The 22,442-nt window shown below is 37.9% G+C and carries 24 protein-coding genes; 23 read left to right on the top strand and 1 reads right to left on the bottom strand.

Annotation, left to right across the window (positions count from 1 at the left end; translation table 11 throughout):
* Window positions 1-8 precede the first annotated feature (8 nt).
* The 9 genes from lepB to CCAL_RS02995 all read left to right on the top strand — a co-directional run bounded on the left by lepB (window position 9) and on the right by CCAL_RS02995 (window position 6,468).
* Window positions 9-869 carry a signal peptidase I gene (gene lepB / locus CCAL_RS03035; RefSeq protein ID WP_170016523.1) on the top strand — a complete coding sequence of 287 codons (861 nt, stop codon included), beginning with the start codon at window positions 9-11 and terminating at the stop codon, window positions 867-869.
* A complete protein-coding gene (locus CCAL_RS03030) occupies window positions 856-1,497 on the top strand; it encodes a site-2 protease family protein (protein ID WP_170016525.1) in 642 nt (213 codons plus the stop codon). Before lepB ends, CCAL_RS03030 begins: the two co-directional genes overlap by 14 nt.
* Before the next feature lie 65 nt (window positions 1,498-1,562).
* The gene (rpiB, locus tag CCAL_RS03025) at window positions 1,563-2,012 is read left to right on the top strand and encodes a ribose 5-phosphate isomerase B (RefSeq protein ID WP_170016527.1); all 450 of its coding nucleotides are present in this window, start codon (window positions 1,563-1,565) and stop codon (window positions 2,010-2,012) included.
* Entirely contained in the window at window positions 2,009-2,341 is a 333-nt protein-coding gene (locus tag CCAL_RS03020) for a hypothetical protein (protein ID WP_169936333.1), read from the top strand. The genes rpiB and CCAL_RS03020 overlap by 4 nt, the downstream gene beginning before the upstream one ends.
* Before the next feature lie 25 nt (window positions 2,342-2,366).
* Complete coding sequence (locus CCAL_RS03015) at window positions 2,367-2,915, top strand: adenine phosphoribosyltransferase (RefSeq protein ID WP_169936331.1); 549 nt, start codon at window positions 2,367-2,369, stop codon at window positions 2,913-2,915.
* 1 nt (window position 2,916) lies between these two features.
* A complete protein-coding gene (locus tag CCAL_RS03010; protein WP_169936329.1) occupies window positions 2,917-3,534 on the top strand; it encodes a DedA family protein in 618 nt (205 codons plus the stop codon).
* On the top strand, window positions 3,512-4,963 hold the full coding sequence (locus CCAL_RS03005) for a leucyl aminopeptidase (protein WP_170016529.1): 1,452 nt from the start codon (window positions 3,512-3,514) through the stop codon (window positions 4,961-4,963). Before CCAL_RS03010 ends, CCAL_RS03005 begins: the two co-directional genes overlap by 23 nt.
* The gene (ychF, locus tag CCAL_RS03000; RefSeq protein ID WP_170016531.1) at window positions 4,963-6,066 is read left to right on the top strand and encodes a redox-regulated ATPase YchF; all 1,104 of its coding nucleotides are present in this window, start codon (window positions 4,963-4,965) and stop codon (window positions 6,064-6,066) included. Before CCAL_RS03005 ends, ychF begins: the two co-directional genes overlap by 1 nt.
* A 192-nt stretch (window positions 6,067-6,258) precedes the next feature.
* Entirely contained in the window at window positions 6,259-6,468 is a 210-nt protein-coding gene (locus tag CCAL_RS02995) for an alkylphosphonate utilization protein (RefSeq protein ID WP_170016533.1), read from the top strand.
* 34 nt (window positions 6,469-6,502) lie between these two features.
* Here the strand turns inward: CCAL_RS02995 and CCAL_RS02990 are convergent, their stop codons facing one another.
* Window positions 6,503-7,606 (bottom strand): FtsW/RodA/SpoVE family cell cycle protein, encoded by a 1,104-nt coding sequence (locus CCAL_RS02990; protein ID WP_170016534.1) that lies wholly within the window; start codon window positions 7,604-7,606, stop codon window positions 6,503-6,505.
* 49 nt (window positions 7,607-7,655) lie between these two features.
* Between CCAL_RS02990 and CCAL_RS02985 the strand changes: the two genes are divergently transcribed.
* The 14 genes from CCAL_RS02985 (at window position 7,656) to mnmC (ending at window position 22,440) form a co-directional block, all read left to right on the top strand.
* Window positions 7,656-8,627, top strand: coding sequence for an RluA family pseudouridine synthase (locus CCAL_RS02985; RefSeq protein WP_170016536.1), 972 nt, complete (start codon window positions 7,656-7,658; stop codon window positions 8,625-8,627).
* Window positions 8,560-9,234 (top strand): fibronectin type III domain-containing protein, encoded by a 675-nt coding sequence (locus CCAL_RS09505; RefSeq protein ID WP_322619294.1) that lies wholly within the window; start codon window positions 8,560-8,562, stop codon window positions 9,232-9,234. The genes CCAL_RS02985 and CCAL_RS09505 overlap by 68 nt, the downstream gene beginning before the upstream one ends.
* A gap of 31 nt (window positions 9,235-9,265) precedes the next feature.
* The gene (locus tag CCAL_RS09500) at window positions 9,266-9,772 is read left to right on the top strand and encodes a fibronectin type III domain-containing protein (RefSeq protein ID WP_322619295.1); all 507 of its coding nucleotides are present in this window, start codon (window positions 9,266-9,268) and stop codon (window positions 9,770-9,772) included.
* The gene (gene trmB, locus CCAL_RS02975) at window positions 9,772-10,974 is read left to right on the top strand and encodes a tRNA (guanosine(46)-N7)-methyltransferase TrmB (protein WP_170016538.1); all 1,203 of its coding nucleotides are present in this window, start codon (window positions 9,772-9,774) and stop codon (window positions 10,972-10,974) included. The genes CCAL_RS09500 and trmB overlap by 1 nt, the downstream gene beginning before the upstream one ends.
* Window positions 10,949-11,620, top strand: a complete 672-nt coding sequence (locus tag CCAL_RS02970; RefSeq protein ID WP_169936315.1) for a cell division ATP-binding protein FtsE — start codon at window positions 10,949-10,951, stop codon at window positions 11,618-11,620. The genes trmB and CCAL_RS02970 overlap by 26 nt, the downstream gene beginning before the upstream one ends.
* Window positions 11,607-12,422, top strand: a complete 816-nt coding sequence (locus CCAL_RS02965; protein WP_170016540.1) for a cell division FtsX domain-containing protein — start codon at window positions 11,607-11,609, stop codon at window positions 12,420-12,422. Before CCAL_RS02970 ends, CCAL_RS02965 begins: the two co-directional genes overlap by 14 nt.
* Window positions 12,419-13,660 carry a murein hydrolase activator EnvC family protein gene (locus CCAL_RS02960; RefSeq protein ID WP_170016542.1) on the top strand — a complete coding sequence of 414 codons (1,242 nt, stop codon included), beginning with the start codon at window positions 12,419-12,421 and terminating at the stop codon, window positions 13,658-13,660. Before CCAL_RS02965 ends, CCAL_RS02960 begins: the two co-directional genes overlap by 4 nt.
* A gap of 69 nt (window positions 13,661-13,729) precedes the next feature.
* Window positions 13,730-14,446, top strand: coding sequence for a UMP kinase (gene pyrH, locus CCAL_RS02955; RefSeq protein WP_170016544.1), 717 nt, complete (start codon window positions 13,730-13,732; stop codon window positions 14,444-14,446).
* 19 nt (window positions 14,447-14,465) lie between these two features.
* Window positions 14,466-14,678 carry a DNA-directed RNA polymerase subunit omega gene (locus CCAL_RS02950; protein ID WP_169936307.1) on the top strand — a complete coding sequence of 71 codons (213 nt, stop codon included), beginning with the start codon at window positions 14,466-14,468 and terminating at the stop codon, window positions 14,676-14,678.
* Window positions 14,665-16,848, top strand: a complete 2,184-nt coding sequence (locus CCAL_RS02945; protein ID WP_170016546.1) for a RelA/SpoT family protein — start codon at window positions 14,665-14,667, stop codon at window positions 16,846-16,848. The genes CCAL_RS02950 and CCAL_RS02945 overlap by 14 nt, the downstream gene beginning before the upstream one ends.
* A gap of 22 nt (window positions 16,849-16,870) precedes the next feature.
* Window positions 16,871-18,073, top strand: coding sequence for a tyrosine--tRNA ligase (gene tyrS / locus CCAL_RS02940; protein ID WP_236860501.1), 1,203 nt, complete (start codon window positions 16,871-16,873; stop codon window positions 18,071-18,073).
* A complete protein-coding gene (locus tag CCAL_RS02935; protein ID WP_170016548.1) occupies window positions 18,073-19,170 on the top strand; it encodes a nitronate monooxygenase in 1,098 nt (365 codons plus the stop codon). Before tyrS ends, CCAL_RS02935 begins: the two co-directional genes overlap by 1 nt.
* A complete protein-coding gene (locus CCAL_RS02930; RefSeq protein ID WP_170016549.1) occupies window positions 19,163-20,569 on the top strand; it encodes an N-acetylmuramoyl-L-alanine amidase in 1,407 nt (468 codons plus the stop codon). Before CCAL_RS02935 ends, CCAL_RS02930 begins: the two co-directional genes overlap by 8 nt.
* Window positions 20,566-22,440, top strand: coding sequence for a bifunctional tRNA (5-methylaminomethyl-2-thiouridine)(34)-methyltransferase MnmD/FAD-dependent 5-carboxymethylaminomethyl-2-thiouridine(34) oxidoreductase MnmC (mnmC, locus tag CCAL_RS02925; RefSeq protein WP_170016551.1), 1,875 nt, complete (start codon window positions 20,566-20,568; stop codon window positions 22,438-22,440). The genes CCAL_RS02930 and mnmC overlap by 4 nt, the downstream gene beginning before the upstream one ends.
* The last annotated feature ends 2 nt before the right edge of the window (window positions 22,441-22,442 follow it).

The following is a 22,442-nucleotide window of genomic DNA, read 5'->3' as shown; positions in this document are numbered from 1 at the left end:
AGAAGATAATGAAGAAATTTTTAGGTAAATTATACGATTTTTCAAGTAGCTGGACAGGTACTGTTATAATCGTATTATTAGTTATATTTTTTGTAGCACAGGCGTTTGTTATACCGTCTGGATCTATGAAAAATACACTTTTGATAGGCGATCATTTATTTGTTAAAAAATTTAGCTACGGGATTCCTACGCCTAGAATTCCTTGGCTTGAAGTAAAAGTCATGCCTGAGCTAAACGGCAACGGACATCTAATCACAGCCGATGGCCCAAAACGTGGTGATATCGTTGTTTTCCGCTATCCTTACGATGATAAAATTCACTATGTTAAAAGAAATTTTGCGATCGGCGAAGACGAAGTCGTCTTTAGTGAAAAACAAACTTTTTTGCGACCGCATGAAGGCGATGAGTATATAAGAGCAAATTACGATCAAAACGACATAGTAGAGCTTGATGGCAAACTCTTTGTTAAAGAACCTTATAAATTTAGCGGTGTTCACTATGATGAAAACGTAAATATGTTTGAGCAAATGATTTATTACCTAAATGCAGGCAAACTAGCCATGAAACCGCTAAGAGTAAGCTCTCTAGCACCAAATGACAAATACGGCTTTAACGCATTTTACTTTAAAGTGCCAAAAGATGAGTATTTTATGATGGGAGATAACCGCGATCACTCAAATGATAGTAGATTTTGGGGAAGCGTAAGATATGAGCATATAGTTGGTAAGCCTTGGTTTATTTACTTTAGCTGGGATGGCGACTATCGCATAAGATGGGAGCGCATAGGAAGATTTGTCGATACGGTACAAAACGACGATAAATTTATAAATTTTGCACTAAAAGAGAATGAAGTAGATGGACTTCACTAATATAAACATAGTTGAAATTTTAACCATAGTAATCTGCCTAGTCATAGCCATTGTAGGTCATGAGATAGCCCATGGCCTAGCGGCTTATAAATTTGGCGATATGGCCGCTAAAAATCAAAATCGCCTAAGTATAAACCCTATCCGTCACATTGATATGTTTGGCACGATAATCATCCCTGCGGCACTTTATCTAACAAGCGGTTTTGTACTAGGATGGGCTAAACCAGTCCCCGTTAATCTTACCACCGTTATGAGAAACGGTGGCCATAAAGGCGCTATCATAGTTGCTCTTGCTGGCATAGCATACAACTTTATCCTAGCGGCATTTGCATTTTTTGTGCTAAAATTTTTAAATTTTGGATTTGCGGAAGCTAAATTTATCTACACTTTTCTTGCTATAAATTTATTCTTAGGGCTTTTTAATCTCTATCCGATCCCGCCACTTGACGGATCAAAGGCATTAGAATACGCTTTAAGATCTTTTAGACTTAGCAGCATGGCAAATTTGATAACAAGCCTTGAAAAATACGGCTTTATTATACTTGTTGTGATATTAATATCACCGTTTAAAGAGCAGTTTTTTGCACCTATAACTTATATTTTTAAGCTACTTCGTTCCATGCTTTGAGATTGAATTTTAGTTTAATGCTATTTGCGATATAATCTTGAAATTTTAAATCAAACGGAATACTCATGCAAATAGACAAAATTTTTATCGCTAGTGATCATGCAGGTTTTGGACTAAAAAAAGAGCTTAAAAACTCACTTTCAAACATCGGTTACGAGATCATCGACCTTGGTACAGACGACGCTACTACAAGTGTTGATTATCCTGACTTTTCTCACAAAATGGCAAAAAATTTAGATGATAACTGCTATGGAATTTTAATATGCGGAACAGGTATCGGCATATCAATCGCAGCAAATCGCCACGCAAACATACGTTGCGCACTTTGCCATGATGAATTTACTGCTCGCCTAGCAAGACAGCATAACGACGCAAACGTCATCGCAATGGGAGCTAGAACTATAGGCACAGGAGTTGCACTAGATATGATAAAAGTCTTTCTAAACACCGAATTTGAAGGCGGAAGACACGAAAGAAGAGTTAAAAAGATAGAACCGCAAAAGGAAAATTCATGATAACCGAGTGGATATTTCTTACCTGCTTGATATGTGCGTGTATATATTTAGCAGTTATGGTTTTTTACTTTAAAACCTTGCTAAAAAAAGAGCGCGTCACAAAAGATTTTATGAAAAACAACCTCCAGGACACAGAGATCGTTATACGAAAACTACAAATCCAACTTCAACGAAGCCTTGGAAATATCGACATACTAACAGACGAACTAAACAAAAGCAAAAACGATGTAACTTCACTTAGAACGAGAAATTCGCAATACCGCTTAGAAAACGACAAACTTCGCGGCAGAATTCGTGAGCTTGAAGGCAAGATCGAAGCATTGCTATAAATATCATAAATTTTTAAGGATCAAGATGAAAGAACTAAATTTAGAACAAAAAGAGTATTTACTAAACTCCATCCGCCAAGTGCATGACTTTCCAAAGCCCGGTATCGTGTTTCGCGATATAACCACGCTTTTAAACGACAAAGAAGCATTTAACTTTTTAATAGACCACCTGGTTGCAAGATACGGCGAGATGGAGATTGATTTTATCGCAGGGATAGAGTCGAGAGGGTTTATATTTGGCGCGGCGCTTGCAGCAAGACTAAGGCTGCCTTTTGTTCCGATACGAAAACCTAAAAAACTGCCCTATATCACGATCTCTCAAAAATACTCACTTGAATACGGCGTTGATGAAGTGCAAATTCACATCGATGCCTTTAGAGAAAAACAAAATGCAAAAGTTCTTTTAATAGACGATCTAATAGCCACCGGAGGCACTGCAAAAGCCTCTGTAGAGCTTATAAATCAAACAAATGCAACCTGCATTGAAGCCTGTTTTTTAATAGATCTAAAAGAGCTTGGCGGGAGTAACAATCTAAAAAATTTAACCAAAATTTACAGCGTATTGGAGTTGTGAGATGGAAGAGACATTAAAAAATTTAATGTTAAACTACCATCAATACGCTTATATTATATTGTTTTTTTGGTGCATTATGGAAGGGGAACTAGCTCTTATTTTAGGTGGTATACTAGCACACGAAGGTCATGTGGATGTGGCTTTGGCTATATTTGTAGCAGGTATAGGAGCTTTTGTCGGAGATCAAATTTACTTTTATCTAGGCAGGTACAATAAAAAATACATAGCTAAAAAATTAGTCGCTCAGCGGAGGAAATTTGCCATAGCGCATATCATGCTTAAAAAATACGGCTGGCCTATTATCTTTATCCAACGCTACATGTATGGATTTCGTGTAATAATCCCGATGAGTATCGGACTAACTAGATATAGCGCTAAAAAATACGCATTTATAAATTTAATAAGTGGCTGGTGCTGGGCTGCGATCACGATACTTTTAGCTTGGGTGTTTGGACAAGCCATTTGGGATACGATAAACATCATCGAAGCGCACTGGTATGTTGCCATACCGCTTATAGGTGCATTTTTGGCTGCTTTGTTTTTTGGTTTTAGAAGCATAGAAAATAAAATTTTAAAAGAAAGGAAAAACAGAAGAGATGAAATTTCAAATAACCGATAAAAACATCGGTAGCGTAAAAGCTGACTGTGAGTTGGTTTTTATAATAGATAAAAATTTTGAAAATAAATTTATAAAAGATAAAGAAGCTTTTGAATTTTTGGGATTTGACGGAGAGGGAGCGCAACTTGTTCAATCTTCAAATACAATTTACGTAGGCATACCAAAACTCGAAGCAGACGAACTAAGACTTGGTGCGTCAAAAGCTTATGGCGCAATTAAAAATTTAAAGATAAAAAGTCTAAAAGTAGCAAGCTATCACGTAGGTTGCGATAGATTAAGTATACAAAGTATAGTAGAAGGTTTTTTGCTTGGAAGTTATGAGTTTAATAAATACAAAAGTAAAAATAAACCAGTTTCATTAGAAGAAGTGATAATCTCAACCCAAGAGCTAAATGACGTAAAAATCGACCTTGACAAAGCCAAAAAAGGGGTAAAACAAGGTGAAATAATAGCAAGTGCAACAAATTTCAGCAAAGATATCGTAAACGAAATTCCTGAAATTTACACTCCTTTAAAAATGGCAAAAGATGCCAAGGATCTTGCAAAAGAGCTAAAAAACGTAACTTGCAAAGTATACGATGAGAAATTTTTAGAAAAAGAGAAGATGAATGCCTTTTTAGCGGTAAATCGCGCCTCGGCAAATCCTCCTCGCCTAATACATCTTACTTACAAACCAAAAGACGCTAAAAAACGCATAGTATTTGTAGGCAAAGGGCTTACTTACGATAGTGGCGGACTTAGCTTAAAACCGGCTGACTATATGCTAACAATGAAGTCGGATAAGAGCGGAGCTGCTGCTGCTATGGGTATCATAAAAGGAGCGAGCGAGCTAAATTTGCCTTTTGAAATTCATGCGATACTTGGTGCTACGGAAAATATGATAGGCGGTAACGCTTACAAGCCGGACGACGTGCTTATCTCACGCTCTGGCGTGACTATCGAAGTGCGCAACACCGATGCCGAGGGTCGTTTGGTTTTAGCCGACTGTCTAAGTTTTGCACAAGACTTAAAGCCTGATTTGCTTATAGATATGGCTACTTTAACAGGTGCTTGCGTAGTAGGACTTGGCGAATACACTAGTGCAATAATGGGCAACAACGAGGAGCTAAAGCACGAATTTAAGACAAAAAGTAAAGCAAGCGGTGAGTTAACCACGGTGCTAGAATTTAACCCACATCTAAGAGAACTTGTAAAAAGCCAGATAGCAGATATAAGCAACACGGCTTCAAGTAGATACGGCGGAGCTATAACGGCAGGCATTTTCTTAGATAAATTTATCAAAGATGAGTATAAAGATATCTGGATACACCAAGATATCGCAGGTCCCGCATATACCGAAAAAGCCTGGGGCTATAACCAATCAGGCGCTACTGGTGCCGGAGTAAGAATGAATTTATACTATCTAAACGCCATGGCAAAGGAGCTGTAATGGGATTAAGCGTAGGTATCGTAGGACTTCCAAATGTTGGTAAATCAACCACTTTTAATGCACTAACAAAAGCACAAAATGCCCAAAGCGCCAACTATCCGTTTTGCACTATAGAGCCAAACAAAGCCGTAGTGGCTGTGCCTGATAAAAGGCTAAACGAGCTTGCAAAGATAGTAAATCCAAATCGCATACAATACTCAACTATCGAATTTGTTGATATCGCGGGTCTTGTTAAAGGTGCAAGCACAGGCGAAGGGCTAGGAAACAAATTTCTATCAAACATCAGAGAGACCGAGGTTATACTGCATATTGTGCGTTGCTTTGATGATGAAAATATCACGCACGTTGAAGGCGTAGTTGATCCTATAAGAGATATAGAGATCATTCAAACCGAGTTGATACTAGCCGACATAGAACAACTAAATAAAAAATGCGAACGCCTAACTCGTGAAGCCAAAGCAAATGCAAAAGGTGCTAAAGAAACTCTTGCTCTAGCAAATGAACTTCTAAACCATCTAAACGAAGGCAAAAGTGCTAGTAGCTTTGAAAAACGCGAAGATGAGGCTTTTATAAATTTAAATAAAGAACTAAGACTACTTAGTGCCAAAGAGGTGATTTATGGCGCAAATGTCGATGAAGACGGTATCGCAGAAGATAACCAATACGTAAAAGCACTAAAAGATTTTGCCAAGAGCTCTGATCACGAGGTTATCAAACTATGCGCAAAGATAGAAGAAGAGCTTGTGGGTATGGATGATGATGAGGCGCATGAGTTTTTGGCTTCGCTTGGAGCACAAGAAAGCGGTCTTGAAAAGATAATCCGCACAAGCTTTGCCAAGCTAAATTTGATCAGCTACTTTACTGCCGGAGTGGTTGAAGTTCGAGCCTGGACGATCACAAACGGCTGGAAAGCCCCAAAAGCCGCAAGCGTCATACATAACGACTTTGAAAGAGGGTTCATTAGAGCCGAGGTTATAAGCTATGACGACTTCATATCGTGTGGCGGCGAAAACGGAGCTAAAGAAGCCGGTAAAATGCGACTTGAAGGCAAGGACTATGTCGTTGCCGACGGAGATGTTATGCACTTTAGATTTAACGTATAAGCTTGTTAAATCTCAATCACAAATTCTCAAATTTAAAACACAGCACAAAAACGGCGAGAAATTACTCGCCGCTAATTGTTTTTTACTCTTAAATTTAACGACTCATGGTTGTCTTAATACCCTTTTAAACAATACACGCTTTAAATTTTAAACTTTTTTAGCTAAAATTATTTAAATTTTAAAGGAGAAAATATGGCAAAAGATGCAAACGGAACAGAGCTAAACGCAGGAGATAGCGTAACTTTGATCAAAGATCTTAAGGTAAAAGGTGCCGGTACAACACTTAAAAGAGGTACTCTTGTAAAAAATATTAAACTGACAAACAAAGACACAGAGATCGAGGGCAAGATCGATAAAATGGGCGTTATAGTGCTTAAAACAGAATTTCTAAAGAAAGCATAACAACAAATGCCTACTTAAATTTATAGTAGGCGCCCTACTTTATCTTTATAAAATTCCTCGTAAAGTCAAACCTAAAAGTCAGTAAATTTTGAAGTATACCAAATAGCACCATAAATGTTATAAAACTACTGCCGCCGTAACTAAAAAATGGCAATGGAACGCCGACTACAGGGGCGTAGCCGATAGTCATCGAGATATTAACCCCTACATATATAAATATCAAAACCGCGATCCCCGTCGTCACCACTTGTGTAAAATAATCCTTTTTAAGCATGTAGTTTAAGCTCAAAAGATGAAAGATCAAAAGCCCATAAGTCCCAAGAAGTCCGAGTGCGCCGTAAAACCCAAAACGCTCGATATTATAAGCAAATATAAAATCACTGGTTGCAATGGGTAAAAATTTAAAATGCGTCTGAGTGGCTTCATCTTTTGGTTTGCCTTTTAAGCCACCGCTTCCGATCGCGATTATACTTTGTTGAACGTGATAGCTGGGCTTTTCCGATAAAAAGTCGGTTATGCGCTTTTTTTGATAATCATGTAAATTTTCATAAAGTATCGGAGCGCTAACACCTATTATCACGGCTATACTTATCCAAATTTTCTTATCCACACCGATAACAAAAAGCACTGCGTAACCAACCAGTAAAAGCACAAGAGCCGTGCCAAGATCGGGCTCTTTCATTATCAAAACAAAGGGCAAAATTATATAAAAACTAAGTCTAAAAAACTCTTTTAAATTATAGCCGTTTTCACCCGGCGGTCGTTTTTTTATAAGATATGCAAGCATTAATAAAAATGCCGGTTTCATTATTTCCGAAGGTTGTATAGTAAAGTGCACGAAAGGGATTTCAAGCCATCTTCTTGCACCAAGCTTACTTACGCCAAATATATCAACCGAAAGCAAAAGTAAGATATTTACCCAGTAAAGCGCCGGTATAAGCCACTCAAGCCTTCTAATTGGTAGTAAGAAAAAAAACATAAAAGCCAAGCCGCCGACACCAAAATAAACAAGCTGTTTATTTGCTAAAACGGCATTTGCCTCAGATACTAAAACATATGAAAGCACGATAATCGGAAGTATAAACAAAGGCTGCAAAAAGTCAAAATGTGTTAAAATACGCCTATCAAAAACTATCAATTACGCTAACCTTGTTTTTGGTTTAATCATAACACGAAAAGGTAAAATTTTGGTTGAAGTCATAACAACTTGTGCCGACAGGCTTGACGTAAGCGTTGCAAATGAGCTTAAAATTTCACGCAACCAAGCTTCAAAACTTATTAAAGACGCCCTTGTAAAGGTAAATTCTAAAACTATATTAAAACCATCTTTTTTGACATCTTTACAAGATAAAATTTCTATAAATTTCGGCGAAGCAAAAGAGGTTAAAAACGAATTTGAGGTAAATTTTGACATACCTATCATTTACGAAGACGAGGATTTGTTGGTTTTAAACAAACCCCCGCACATAGTGGTTCACGGTGCGCCAAGTGTTAAAGAAGCCACTCTTGTTGAGTGGTTAAACGACAAAGGATATATGCTTTCAAATTTAAACGGCGATGTTAGAGCAGGCATAGTTCACAGACTAGACAAAGGCACTAGCGGGGCTATCGTCGTCGCTAAAAATAACACCACTCATGCCGCATTAAGCGAGCAGTTAAACGACAAAAGTATGGGAAGAATTTACCTGGCGCTTACAGACTTGCCGCTTAAACAAAACTGCATCATCGATAGAGCTATTGGGCGCAATAGCTCCAACCGCCTAAAAAAAGCTATCGTTAGCGACGGCAAAAGTGCAAAAAGCGCATTTTTAAATTTAATCTCAAATGACGGCTTAAATTTGATCGCCACAAAGCTTTTTACGGGCAGAACTCACCAAATTCGTGTTCATTTAGCAAGTATTAATCGCCATATTTTAGGAGATGATTTATACGGTTTTAAGAGCGAAAAGAGTAAAATAAATAGAGTTATGCTTCACGCGTATATGCTTTACTTCATCCACCCGCGAACCGGCGAGATGGTCGAATTTATCGCGCCGTTGTATGATGATTTTAAAAATTTACTAGATAAAAAAATATCCAAGGAGTTACTTGATGAAAAAATTTGTCCTAAGTTTATTAATGCCTCTTTTGGCGATACTTCTAGCTGGTTGTGCATCTAAAGTTCCGACACAACAAAGCGCCTCTTTGCCGACCATTACAAATTTAAAAACGATCTCGGATATGACCGAAATCGGTTTTGAGTGGACGCCAACAAACGACGAAAATGTCGCCGGCTACTACTTATATCGCTCAAATCCAAACACACCTAATGCAAGTATGCAAATCGTAGCCGACATAAAAGATCGCTTTGCAACTCACTACGTAGATACAGACTTAGCGCCTGAAACCACATACTCATATCAAATGAGAAGCTACTCGCAAAATGCGATTTCACCGGCTGGTGCTACAGTAAATGCAACGACTAAAGCCCTGCTTGAGTCAGTTCCGTTTCTACAAGCGATAGCAGGACTACCAAACCGCGTAAAAATCATCTGGAGACCACATCCTGATCTTCGCGTAGTAAGCTATGTTGTAGAAAGAAGTAATGCTTCAGAAAACAAATGGAGAAGCGTTGCAACCGTTAAAGGTCGCCTAAATGCCGAGTATATCGACACTGATGTTAAAAGTGGAAGATCTTATGAGTATAGAATTCTAGTAAAAACGAGTTCCGGGGTGACATCAAAACCAAGCGCGGTCGTAAAAGCAACTACAAAGGAGTTGCCCTAGCCCGGTTATAAATTTACAAGCAACGACCAATGTGCCTAAAAAAATCATTCTAAGCTGGGACAGCAACGTTGGAGAGGATTTTGCTCATTATAGAATTTATAGAACCTCAAGCAAAATTTTACCATATACGCTAGTTGATAAAACCACGTCAAATTCATACGAGGATCTTATAAATTCCAACGGCGTTCAAAGATATTATAAAGTAACGGTTGTGGACAAGGATCAGCTTGAAAGCCTAAAGCAAAAAGAGCCTACAGCCGGTCAAACGCTTAGTTCGCCAAGCACTCCTGCCTTTACTTCGATAAGTTTTGACGGCACAGCTATAAATTTAAGCTGGAACGGGGTTGATAGAGCTGTGTTATACACTCTTTATAGAGAGGGTGGCGGAGTTGAAAAAATCATAAGCGATATAGCTCAAACAAACTATAGCGACGCAGCGATACAAGTCGGCGTTACTTATAATTACAGGGTCATTAGCGTCGATGAATTCGGTCTTGGCTCGGACAAATCAGACAAAGTAGAGATAAACACAAAATAATGCCAAATTTCATAGCTAAAAATTTAAAAAACAAACCTTATCCATTCGGTAAAGACGATGTGGAATTTTTATGGGAAGCCTGCGGTAGAACAGAAAAACTCATCTACACCAAAAGTGGCGATGAAGACTTTTTTATCATTACAAAAAAACAAGATAGTGGCGAGAATTTCGTTATTAAAGGCGAAAAGCTTACCAAACCTTCACGTGTAGGACTTTTACAAAAAGCACTTTGTATTTATCGCGACGAAAACACGAGCGAAGTTTTAAGTGAAGCCTTTGCGGTAAAAAACAACCGTTTAACTCAAAAAACAAGCTTTATCGCAGATATTAAAGAATTTTTAGAAGAGTTTAACGAACTAAAAGAAAAATTTCCTAAAATTTTTATAGAGATAGGATTTGGCTCTGGAAGGCATCTTCTTTTTCAAGCGCAAAATAACCAAAACGCACTAGTTGTCGGCATAGAGGTTTATAAGCCGAGTATCGAACAAGTAGCAAAACTTGCAAAAGTTAAAAATTTAGACAACATACGACTTATAAACACTGACGCAAGGCTACTTTTATCACTTGTGGGCTCAAATTTGGTAGATAAAATTTTCCTTCATTTTCCTGTGCCTTGGGATAAGGCAGAGCATAGACGCGTGGTATCAAAAAGCTTTGCCATAGAGTGCGAACGAGTGCTTAAAAGCGGCGGAAATTTCGAGCTCAGGACCGACTCTAGGGAGTATTGCGACTTTAGTATCATGCATTTTTTAAATTTTAAAGACTCAGAGCTAAGCATATATAAAAATAGAAATTTACAGATAAGTAGCAAATACGAAGATCGATGGAAGATGCAACAAAAAGACATCTATGATGTTATATATACCTGCAAGAATGATTCCGAACAAGAAAAATTAGATGATAAAATGGACTTTGCAGGTGGCTATGACGTTAAAAATTTAACTAAAAATTTCAAGAATGAAACATTTAAATTTGATGACTTCTTCATACATTTTGAAGAAATTTATACTATAGACGACAATGAAATTTTACTCAAAGTAGCTTTTGGCGCATTTAATAAACCGGAACAATGCTTTGTTAAAGTAAATGAAAACGAGTGTGAGTATTTCATCAAAAAACCACTTTTAACAAGAGAGAATTTAAAAGCTCATAATGTCTTAAAGGAGTATTTGGCAAATGCAGCAAATTATCAGCGCTCGTAACCTAACCCTTGCTTACGAACGTAATGAAGTTGTTATAAATAGCGCAAATTTGGATATTTTTGCAAATGACTTTGTCTTTATAACAGGCAAAAGCGGAAGTGGTAAATCAACCCTACTAAAGTCATTTTATGGGGAGATAACGCCGAGTGCGGGTGACTTAAACATCTGCATGACCTCACTTGTGGATATCGATACTAAAAAATTAAGCGAACTTAGACAACGCATAGGTATTATCTTCCAAAACTATCGCTTGATAAATGAATGGAGCGTGGAGCGCAATGTCATGCTTCCGCTTATCATAAAAGGCATAGCCCAAAGTGTATGCAAAAAGCAAGTCGCAAAGCTTTTAAAACATGTTAATATGCTACATAAAGCCGATAAATACCCAATGGAGCTAAGTGGTGGAGAGCAGCAAAGGGTTGCCATGGCAAGGGCGTTAGCGCACAATCCAAATTTGCTTCTTTGCGATGAGCCAACAGGAAATTTAGACGAATACTCAAGCGATGTTATATGGTCGCTACTTAAGTCTGCAAGGGAATTTTTAGGCACAACTATAGTTGTTGTAACTCACCACATACCACCTACTTTTCGCATACCGTATAGGCATTTTTCTATAGAAAACGGGGGCGTTCATGAGATCGCTTAAAAACCACCTAGGCTTTCTTTTGCCTCTTATCTCCCTGCTTTTTGCGGTAGAATTTAGTATAACTTCAGACAAGATCGTAAAAAACTATGAAGCCTTAATGGGCAGAGATTATAACATCGTAATAGTCTCTCTTAAAGAGCTAACCGATACCGACATAAAACCGGTCATAAAGAGCTTTTTATCGCTTGAGCCACTAAGCACACAAAAGATAATAGACAGGCTATCAGATGATATTTCAGCTAAAAATTTATCTATCCTACAAAATGCTTTACCGAAATTTTACTCGTTAAAACTTAGCGAATTTCCAACTCCAAAAACCATGAACGAGATAAAAGATAAAATTCAAAAAATGGAAGGCATAAGCAAAGTAGAAACTTTTTCAAGTACACACGACAAAGTCTATAAAATTTTAAATTTAACAAAAATGCTATCAAATATGTTCATGTGGATACTTGCCTTTGTAGGCTCTATGCTTATGTTTAAACAAGCTAGAATTTGGCTTTACGAACACAAAGAACGCATAGAGATCATGACGCTTTTTGGTGCACCGTTTTGGCTTAAAAGTGCTATGCTTTACAGGATCGCCGTAATAGACAGTATACTTTCTTCGATTTTAGTTAGTGTATTTTTTTACTTTTTGCCAGACATTGAGTTTTTTAACTCAATCGCAAAAGAGATAGATGTGGCATTGCCAAGACTAAATTTCGAGCAAGAACCAGCCATGCTTTTTGGCGTGGCAATAGCGCTTAGTATATTTACCGTAAGCCTTGTTATGAGAAGAGTTAAAAAAGACAATATATGAGAAAATTTCTTTCTTTGCTACTTATTTGTGCACTTTTTAACTTAAATTTAGAGGCTTCACAAACAAAAGAAAAGATAAAAAGCTCAAAAACATCTCTAAGATCGAGCGAAGAGATGTCAAAGCAGCTTAACAAAAAACTAGAAGACCTTGCAAGCGATATCGTAAGCGGCAACAAAAAACTTAGACAAATCACAAACGATATAGCAAATTTAAAAGAGCAAATTTCAGCCCTTGAAGCAAACGCCACAAGTGCAAATAGCGAACTTGAAAAGCTAACCAAGCAAAACAAAGAGCTGATACAAACACAAAAAGAGCTTGAGCAAAATATCATTAGAATTATCGCCGAAGATCTTTCTTTTGAATTATTTTTATCACAAGATGAAAAGAGCCAAAGCACAGACTCCATAATGGTTTCTCAAATTTTAACAAAGCTAAATAGTATAGTTAAAGAGGATTATAAAAAATTAACAAAAACATACGAAGAGACCGTTAATCACATCAAAAACCAATCAAACAAAATAGAAAAAATTCAAACAAGTATAAAAAACTATAAGCAAAAACAAAATGAACTTCTAGCACTTAAAGAAAACCAAAAAAGTACGATCAGTAGCCTAAAACGCGATAAAGAAATTTATACAAAAAAGCTTGCCAAACTACAAATTCAACAAGACGAACTTAGAAAAACACTAGAACAACTATCCATCATGCAAAAAAGAGAGGACGCAAAAGCAGCCGAACTTGAACGCCAAAGACAAGCCCAAACCTCTAAAAGACAAGGCGGCACAAAGGATAGCAACCTAGATGTTAAACAAATGGGCTCAAGCTACCAAACAAGCGCGGTTAAAAAATACACCGGTGCCAAAACTATAGCTCCGCTTGACGGTTTTAGCGTAAAGCAAAAATTTGGCAACTACGTGGATCCGATCTACAATATTAAAATTTTCAACGAGTCCGTAGTTCTTCGCTCAAATACGCCAAACGCAAAGGTTAAAAGCGTGTTAAACGGCAAAGTGGTCTTTGCTAAAGAAACACAGCTGCTTGACCGAGTAGTTATTATCGAAAACGAAAATGGTATACACACGATATATGCGCACCTTAGCCAAATAGCACCTACTATAAAAGTCGGCACAAGGGTTCAAAAAGGCTATGTTATCGGACGCGTTATAGACGACTTAACATTTGAAGTAACGCAGAAAAACTACCACATCGATCCGCTTGAATTAATCAGCTTAAAATAAATTTACTTGGATATTAGCTAAATTTAAACCCTTTTTAGTTAAAATTCATGAATTTTAAGGAGCATAATAATGAGTAAAAAGAAGCGTGTATTGGTAAAATTTTCAGGCGAGGCATTAGCCGGGGAAAACGGCTTTGGCATTGATAGCAGTATACTAAAATTTATTGCAGGCGAGATAAAAGAGCTCGTAGAAAACAACATTGAAGTCGGCATAGTGATCGGCGGAGGAAATATCATACGCGGAGTAAGCGCAGCAAAAGATGGTATCATTAGACGAACAAGCGGTGATCATATGGGTATGCTTGCAACCGTCATAAACTCTATCGCCATGCGTGAAGCACTTGAAAGGGGCGGGCTTGACGTTCGCGTTCAAAGCGCCATCAAAATGGAAGCGATCTGCGAAACATTTATTGTAGGAAGAGCCCAACGTCATCTTGAAAAAGGCAGAGTTGTTATCTTTGCCGCAGGAACAGGAAATCCTTTCTTTACAACCGATACTGCAGCTACGCTTCGTGCTATCGAGATAGGATCTGATGTTATCATAAAAGCAACAAAGGTAGATGGAGTTTATGACAAAGATCCTAATAAATTTAGCGATGCAAAACTACTTAAAGCCCTAACTTATGAGCAGGCTATGAGTGACGATATAAAAGTTATGGATGATACGGCAATAGCCTTGGCAAAAGATAATTCACTACCGATTTTAGTATGCAATATGTTTAAAGAAGGCAATCTTTTAAAGATCATAAACGAAGACGAAAACGCACTATATTCGATTGTCAAATAAATAAATTAAAAGGATAAAAATGAGAACAGAACAAGTAACCGCAAGAGCACTAAAGCAAACCGGAGATGACCGCTATAAACTATCACTTATCGTAGCTAAACGCGCCGAAGCACTGGCAAACGGTGCACCTGCGCTTGTTGATACGGATGTGAGCAAGATGAAATTTGCCGACATAGCACTGCTTGAAGTTGCAGAAGGAAAAATCGGTTTAGAGGCTATTGTTGAAGAATAGTATATTCATAGAAGAGCTCATAGACGAGATAGTAGCGTGCAAAAACGTCTCTGACGCTACGGCTTTGTTGTTTTCGCTATACGAACGAAGTGAACTGATAGAAAAAGGCGTAGAGCGTTGCATTATCTCACATGTTGGACAATACAGAAAAAGCGGTGAGCCTTACGCCATCCACCCAATACTTGTTGCTTGCATAGTAGCATATATGGGCGGAGATGAATGCATGATAGCAGCCGCTCTTTTGCATGATGTAGTAGAAGACACAAGTGCTACGCTTGAGGATGTAAGAAGTGAATTTAGCGATGAAGTAGCAAAGCTAGTAGAGGGGCTTACAAAAATAGTTGCGATCAGAGAGGACAAGCTTGTAAGCTCGGACAGCAACGAAAAACTTGCAAATTCAGCTCTTACTTTTAGAAGAATGCTTCTTATATCGATAGAGGATGTTCGCGTTTTAGTCGTTAAACTTTGCGATAGAACGCACAACATGCTAACCCTTGAGGCACTTGCCCCTGAAAAGCAAAGACGGATAGCCGAAGAGACGCTAATGGTTTATGCGCCTATCGCTCACAGACTTGGAATTTCTTCTATCAAAAATATACTTGAGGATCTTAGCTTTAAATACATACTCCCTCAAGAATTTCAAAAAATTCATGACTATCTTGACGAACACAAGCAACAACTTGCGCTTAAACTAAATTCTTTTCATGAAAAAGTAAGTCAATTTCTACTTCAAAACGGTTTTAGCGAAGGTTCATTTGAGATACAAAAACGTATCAAACATTACTACTCGATATATCTAAAAATGCAAAGAAAAGGCATTTCGATAGAAGAGGTTCTTGACCTACTTGCCATTCGTATCATAGTCAAGGAGCCACTTGATTGCTATCTTGCGCTTGGAAATTTACATATAAATTTCAATCCGCTCATCTCGCGTTTTAAAGACTATATAGCACTTCCAAAGCAAAACGGCTACCAAACTATACACACAACGATATTTGACGCAAAAAGTATTTTTGAAGTTCAAATAAGAACTTACGACATGCATAATACCGCCGAATACGGTGTAGCAGCCCACTGGAAATACAAAAACGGTGGCACTATGCTAAATCCAAAGCTTGACTGGCTAAATGATATAGGCATGCAAAATGAAGCCGAAAACAACCCCGAAGAGCTTTACGAATACGCAAAAGACAGCCTTTATATCGAAGATATCGCGGTATATTCGCCAAAAGGGACGGTATTTACGCTTCCTAGAGGCGCTACGGCTCTTGACTATGCTTATGAAGTGCACACAGAGGTTGGACTTTACGCAAAAGAGGCCTTTATAAACCGCATAAAAGTTCCGCTTCTAACCGAACTTAAAAACGGAGATATCGTTCGTATTGTAACAGGAGACGAAGCCAAATACCGCTGCTCATGGATAAGTAGCGTAAAAACAGGCAAAGCAAGAGCAACGATACGTTCGTTTTGTAAACAAAAGATAAAAGATATAAATAACAAAATAGCGATCGATATACTAAAATCAGCCTTTGACGTGCCAAAAGAAAAAATTTTAGATTGGCTAGAGCAAGAAAAATCAACCAAAAAGATATTTAAAGCCGCAACCGACTCGATCTATCTACAAGAAGTAGCAAATGCACTTAAAAAATATGTCAAAAAAGAAAGACCGTTTTTATTAAGTCTTGGCGACAAATACCAAATCAAAAAGCAAAAATTTGAAAATATCGTGATATATTCAAACCACAAAATTTCAAATGTAGAATTTGACTACTGCTGTAATCCAAAACGCGGCGATAATATCATCGGCTTTAAATCCGGTCACAATGTCATCGTTCATCACAAGCTTTGCGAACGAGCCGCTAAGATGCTAGAAAAAGATGAAGAAGTTATCTTTGTAAAGTGGACCAGAAATGCTCCACATAGGTATAAAATTTTGCTTAATCTTGAAAACCGCAAAGGAGCTTTGGCTGAATTTTTAACATATCTTGCACGACTTGACGTAAATTTGGCTACAATCACATTAAACGAATCAAAAGACGTGACAGGCGAAGTGTTTGTTCTAAGCATAGAAATAGCAGAAAACATAGATGCCAATATGATAAGAGATAAGCTTAAAGAGCGTTTTAAGATCATTGATTTTATCTCGACAAACGACCCGTATCATAATTAAATTTAAGTAAGGAGAACGAGTGATTGATTTAAATAAAATAATGCAAGAGATCAAAAAAGGCGTTGCCGAAATGATCGATGAAGAAAGAGTGCTTAATCTTATAAAAAATTTCTACGAAAATGGCGAGAATTTCTACGTAAAAGCAGGATTTGACCCAACAGCACCCGACTTGCACTTAGGGCACTCGGTTGTTTTAAACAAAATGGCACTACTTCAACAACACGGAGCCATTATACAATTTCTAATAGGTGATTTTACTGGACAGATTGGTGATCCTACCGGCAAATCTGCAACTCGCAAGAAGCTTGACCGAGAAACGGTTTTAAAAAATGCCAAAACATACGAAGAGCAAGTTTTTAAAATTTTAGACCCAAGCAAAACCAAGATAATGTTTAACTCTACTTGGTGTAACGAACTTGGAGCGGCAGGTGTTATCGAACTAACTAGCACATTTCCTGTAGCTCGTATGATAGAGCGCGATGACTTTGAAAAAAGACTAAAAGCAGGAACCCCGATAAGCATTAGCGAATTTATGTATCCGCTACTTCAAGGATACGACAGTGTTGCTATGAAATGCGACATCGAAATGGGAGGAACGGATCAGAAATTTAACCTCTTAATGGGACGAACTTTGCAACGTGTTTATAATATCGGCAAAGAGCAAGCAGTTATCATGATGCCTCTTCTTGAAGGTCTTGACGGTGTTAATAAAATGAGTAAAAGCTTAGGCAACTACATCGGTGTAACCGATAATGCAAATGATATGTTCGCTAAGACACTAAGCATATCAGACGAGCTTATGTGGCGCTGGTATGAGCTTTTAAGTCAAAAAAGCGTTGATGAGATCGCAGCTCTTAAAGAGGCTGTCAAAAACGGCTCTTACCATCCTAAAAAAGCAAAAGAGGACTTGGCTTTTGAGATAACAGCTCGCTATCATGATGAAGAAACGGCCCAAAAAGCACGTGATGAGTTTAATAACGTTCATGCCTCAGGCGAACTTCCAAGCGATATAAAAGAATTTAGCATGAATGAACCGGCTTGGATAGTAGAGGCATTAACACACTGTGGGCTTACTCCTACAAATTCTCAAGCAAGGCGCGATATAGCGGCAAATGCCGTAAGTATCGATCAAAATAAAATAAAAGACGAACAGCTTAAACTAAACAAAGGCGAATACGTCTTACAAGTTGGCAAGAAAAAATTTGCCAGATTAAAGGTTATATGATGGACTTAAAACCGGTTAAAATAGGCCAATACGAGCTTAAAATTCCTATCATTCAAGGTGGCATGGGTCTTGGTATAAGCTGGGACAGGCTTGCTTCTGCAGTTAGCATGGAGGGTGGACTTGGAGTTATTAGCTCCGTTGGAACAGGTCACTATGAAAATCGCAGCCACATAAGCAAAGAACTAAATTTAAAACCTCTTGGAAGTGAAAATTTCTACTCTGCAGCAGGACTAAAAGCCATAATAGACAACGCTCGCAAAGTATGCGGCGATATACCACTTGGCGTAAATATCATGTATGCGGCAAACGACTACGCAAGAGTAGTAAAAGACGCATGTGAAGCGGGTTTTAACATAATCATATCCGGCGCGGGACTACCTACAAATTTGCCTGAATTTACACAAGAATTTAAGCATATTGCGCTCGTTCCTATCGTAAGTTCAGCCAAAGCACTCAAAATAATCTGCAAGCGTTGGACACAAAGATACAACCGCTTGCCAGATGCCGTTGTTCTTGAGGGGCCTTTAAGCGGAGGACACCAAGGCTTTACATATGAGCAATGCGTAGACCCCGAGTATCAACTTGAAAAGCTAATCCCGCAAGTAAAAGAAGAGATAAAGCAATGGGGCGACTTTCCGCTCTTTGCGGCAGGAGGAATTTGGGATAAAAACGATATCGAAAATGCTATCTCTCTTGGTGCGGACGGTGTTCAAATGGGAACTCGTTTTATCGGAACTCACGAGTGCGATGCCAGTGATAACTTTAAGCAAATGTTGCTTGATGCAAAACAAGAGGATATAGAGCTTATAAAAAGCCCTGTCGGCTACCCTGCAAGAGGTATTAAGACAAATTTATTTTCACTAATCGAGAAAAAAATAGCACCTAAAATTCAGTGCATAAGCAACTGCGTAGCGCCTTGTGGACACGGCAAAGAGGCAAAAATGGTAGGATACTGTATCGCCGATAGACTTTATGATGCTTATGCCGGAGTTAAAGAAACAGGTCTGTTTTTTACAGGCGCAAACGGATATAGACTAAACGAGATAATAAGCGTGAAAGAGCTGATCAAAAAGCTAACACAAGGCGAAAATGCATAAATTTTTAGCCCTGTTTTTGTTTTTAGCAATAGCGCTTTTTGGTGCTAATGAGAGCCAAGTGTTTGCAAATTTCGACAAGAGCTTTGCAAATGCTACGGCTGCACAAAAAGCAACAATGCATGAAAATATTAAGCGAATTTATGTCCAAGCCATCATAAAAAACGATATAAATTTAAAAAAAGAAAGCTTAGAGCGACTTATAACTAGCGCAAAAGCACTAAAATTAGACTCTAAGTCATACATAGCCGACCTAAACAAATTAAAGGGTGTAAAAACAACAACCAAAACCACAAAAAGAGAAACTCCGCAGCAACAATCCACAAAACCTCTTTACATGCTAAGTGCAAGCAAGATGGATGATACATTGGTTTTAAAATTTAACCAATCACTTGATGGTATAAAACTTAAAAATTTCTCATTAAACCAAAAAGGAGCATATAGAAATGTCATCGACATAGAGGCGATTTTAAACGGAAAGAGTTTAAATTATAAAAATTTCATAGTCGATAGTATCCGCATAGCGCAATTTGATAAAAAAACAGTTCGCATAGTATTTAGCGACTCTTCACAAAAAACAATAAAAGCGGACGTAAAAGACAATACTCTAATCATCACTACGGATAATTTCATATCAAAAGAAAACATAAAAATCGCAAAAACAAGCACTAAAATACAAACTCAAACACAGAGTAAAGCTATACCGCAAACACCGGTGGCAAAGAAAAATAAAATAATAGTCATCGATCCCGGTCATGGCGGAACAGACCCTGGAGCGGTAAACGGCAGTTTAAAAGAAAAAGTTGCCGTCTTAGCGGTCTCACAAAAACTTGGCGAATACCTTCAAAAAAGTGGCTATACGGTATATTTTACAAGAAATAACGACAAATTTATCAACCTAAGGACAAGAACCAAATTTGCAAATGACAAAAATGCAGATCTATTTTTATCCATACATGCAAATGCCGCACCAAACGCACAAAAAGCAAAAACAATGCACGGCATAGAGACATTTTTTCTCTCTCCCGCAAGATCTGAACGAAGCAAAAATGCTGCCGCTCTTGAAAACAAATCAGATATCGAAGAGATGAATTATTTCTCCCAGCAAACATTTTTAAATTTCTTAAACCGCGAAAAAATCATCGCTTCAAACAAGCTAGGCATAGACATGCAACGTGAAATTTTATCGCAGGCAAGACGTGTTTATAAAGCTACGGACGGCGGAGTAAGAGAAGCTCCGTTTTGGGTGCTCGTAGGAGCATTAATGCCTGCTGTGCTAATAGAAATCGGTTATATCACGCACCCAACGGAAGGGAAGATGTTATACGATAGTGCATATCAAAACGCACTTGCAAAAGGTATCGCAAACGGCGTTGAGAGCTATTTTGCTAAAAACAGATGAATACGGCAATTATAAATTTCAAAGACAAGATCGCCTGCAACGAAGAATTTAACGATATTTACTTTAACACTAGCGATCCTCTAGGCGAAAGTAAATACGTTTTTGCAAGTGCTGTAGATGAAATTTTTGAAGATCAAGATAGTTTCATCGTGGCAGAGCTTGGCTTTGGGGCAGGCTTAAATTTCTTAACGCTTTGCAATAAATTTAAAAATACAGACAAAAAGCTTCACTTTGTTAGTATTGAAATGACCCCCATTTCACCAAACGATCTACAAGAAATTTATAAAAAGCTTAACGCCTTTAAGCTTTTGAGTAAAAAACTAATTAGTCTATATCCTCCTATCATTAGTGGTATACACAGGATAGAATTTAGCCCAAATATCACTCTTGATCTGTGCTTTGGCGAAGCAAAAGAAATTTTACCGGAACTTGACTTTGAGGCTGATGTTTGGTTTATGGATGGCTTTGCTCCAAGTAAAAATAGTTCAATGTGGGACGAAGAAATTTTTAAAGAGGTCGCTCGTTTAAGTAAGATAGAGGCAGTTATAAGAACATATTCGTGTGCAAAAATCGTACGCGAAAATTTTATAAAATCAGGCTTTGAACTAACTTTACTAAAAGGATACGGCAAAAAACGACAGATGAGTCATGCGGTATTAAAGCATAAAACACAAAGCAGCGTAAATCCATGGTTTCAAAGAGCAAAAACTACAAATTTAAGTAAAAATTCACACGCCATTATTGTAGGCGCGGGCATAGCAGGTCTTGCAACCGCTTATGAACTAAGTAAAAACGGCATACGGGTAACCTTAATGGAAAAAGAAAATTCAGTTGCCACAAACGGTTCCGGTAATATCTCCGGAGCGCTAATGCCGTTAATCACAAAGCCTGAAGTAAATTTAGGTCGAATGCATCTTAACGCATTTTTACAAGCGGTAAGATTTTATAAAAACACTCTAAGCAAACAAGAGATAAATTTTACAGGCTGTATCGAATACGCCTATGACGAACTTTTAAAAAGACGTTATGAGAGCAGGTTTAGCGATGACTCAAAAGGTATTTTTGACTATGACGAAAGCGCAAAGCCATATCCTGCACTGCTCATAAAAGACGGAGCGCATGTTTGCCCCATAAAAGCCTGTAAAAAACTAGCCAAAGAGTTTGAAGTCTTACTCTCGTACAAATACCTAAGCCATAAACACCTAAAAAACGGCAAAATAAGCATAAAATTTAAACACGATAAAAAGACAAAAAGCATAAAAGCCGACTTTTTGATCTTTGCGGCAGGAAGCGAAAGCACGGAAATTTTTGGCGACAAAGATATCACTATAAGTTCAGTTAGAGGACAGGTTACACATATAGAAAAAATTTTAAATAACACCATGCCTCTAAGTGCACTTGGCTATATCTGTCCTGCTAAAAACAACATACAAATAATCGGCGCAACATATGCCAGAGGTGATATTGACCCCAATCCAAGAGCAGATGATGACAACGAAAATTTAAACAAACTAAGCGATTTTATAGATATTAAAAATACCAGGATTATCTCGCAAAAAGTAGGATTTCGAAGCTATAGCGCGGATCGTTTCCCAATTATCGGCGCGCTACATGACGAAGAGTATTATAAAAGCGTTTACAAGGATTTGTTTTGGACAAAGCATAAAGCAAATAACGCCCTACCCAAATACGAACAAAATGTTTTTGTAAATTTTGCCCACGGTTCAAGAGGTCTAGGCACTGCGATACTTGGCGCAAAACTTATAGGAGATCTTGTTTTAAATCGCCCTCTTTGCATAGAAAAAAGTCTATTTAACGACCTTCATCCGGCTAGATTTTTAGTGAGAAAACTAAAACGAGCTAAAATTTAGCT

The organism is Campylobacter sp. RM6914 (assembly GCF_004803835.1).
In the GTDB taxonomy this organism is placed as follows: Bacteria; Campylobacterota; Campylobacteria; order Campylobacterales; family Campylobacteraceae; genus Campylobacter_A; species Campylobacter_A californiensis.
Note: the sequence above shows the minus strand (reverse complement) of the source record. Positions and strands in the feature narration are given on the sequence as shown.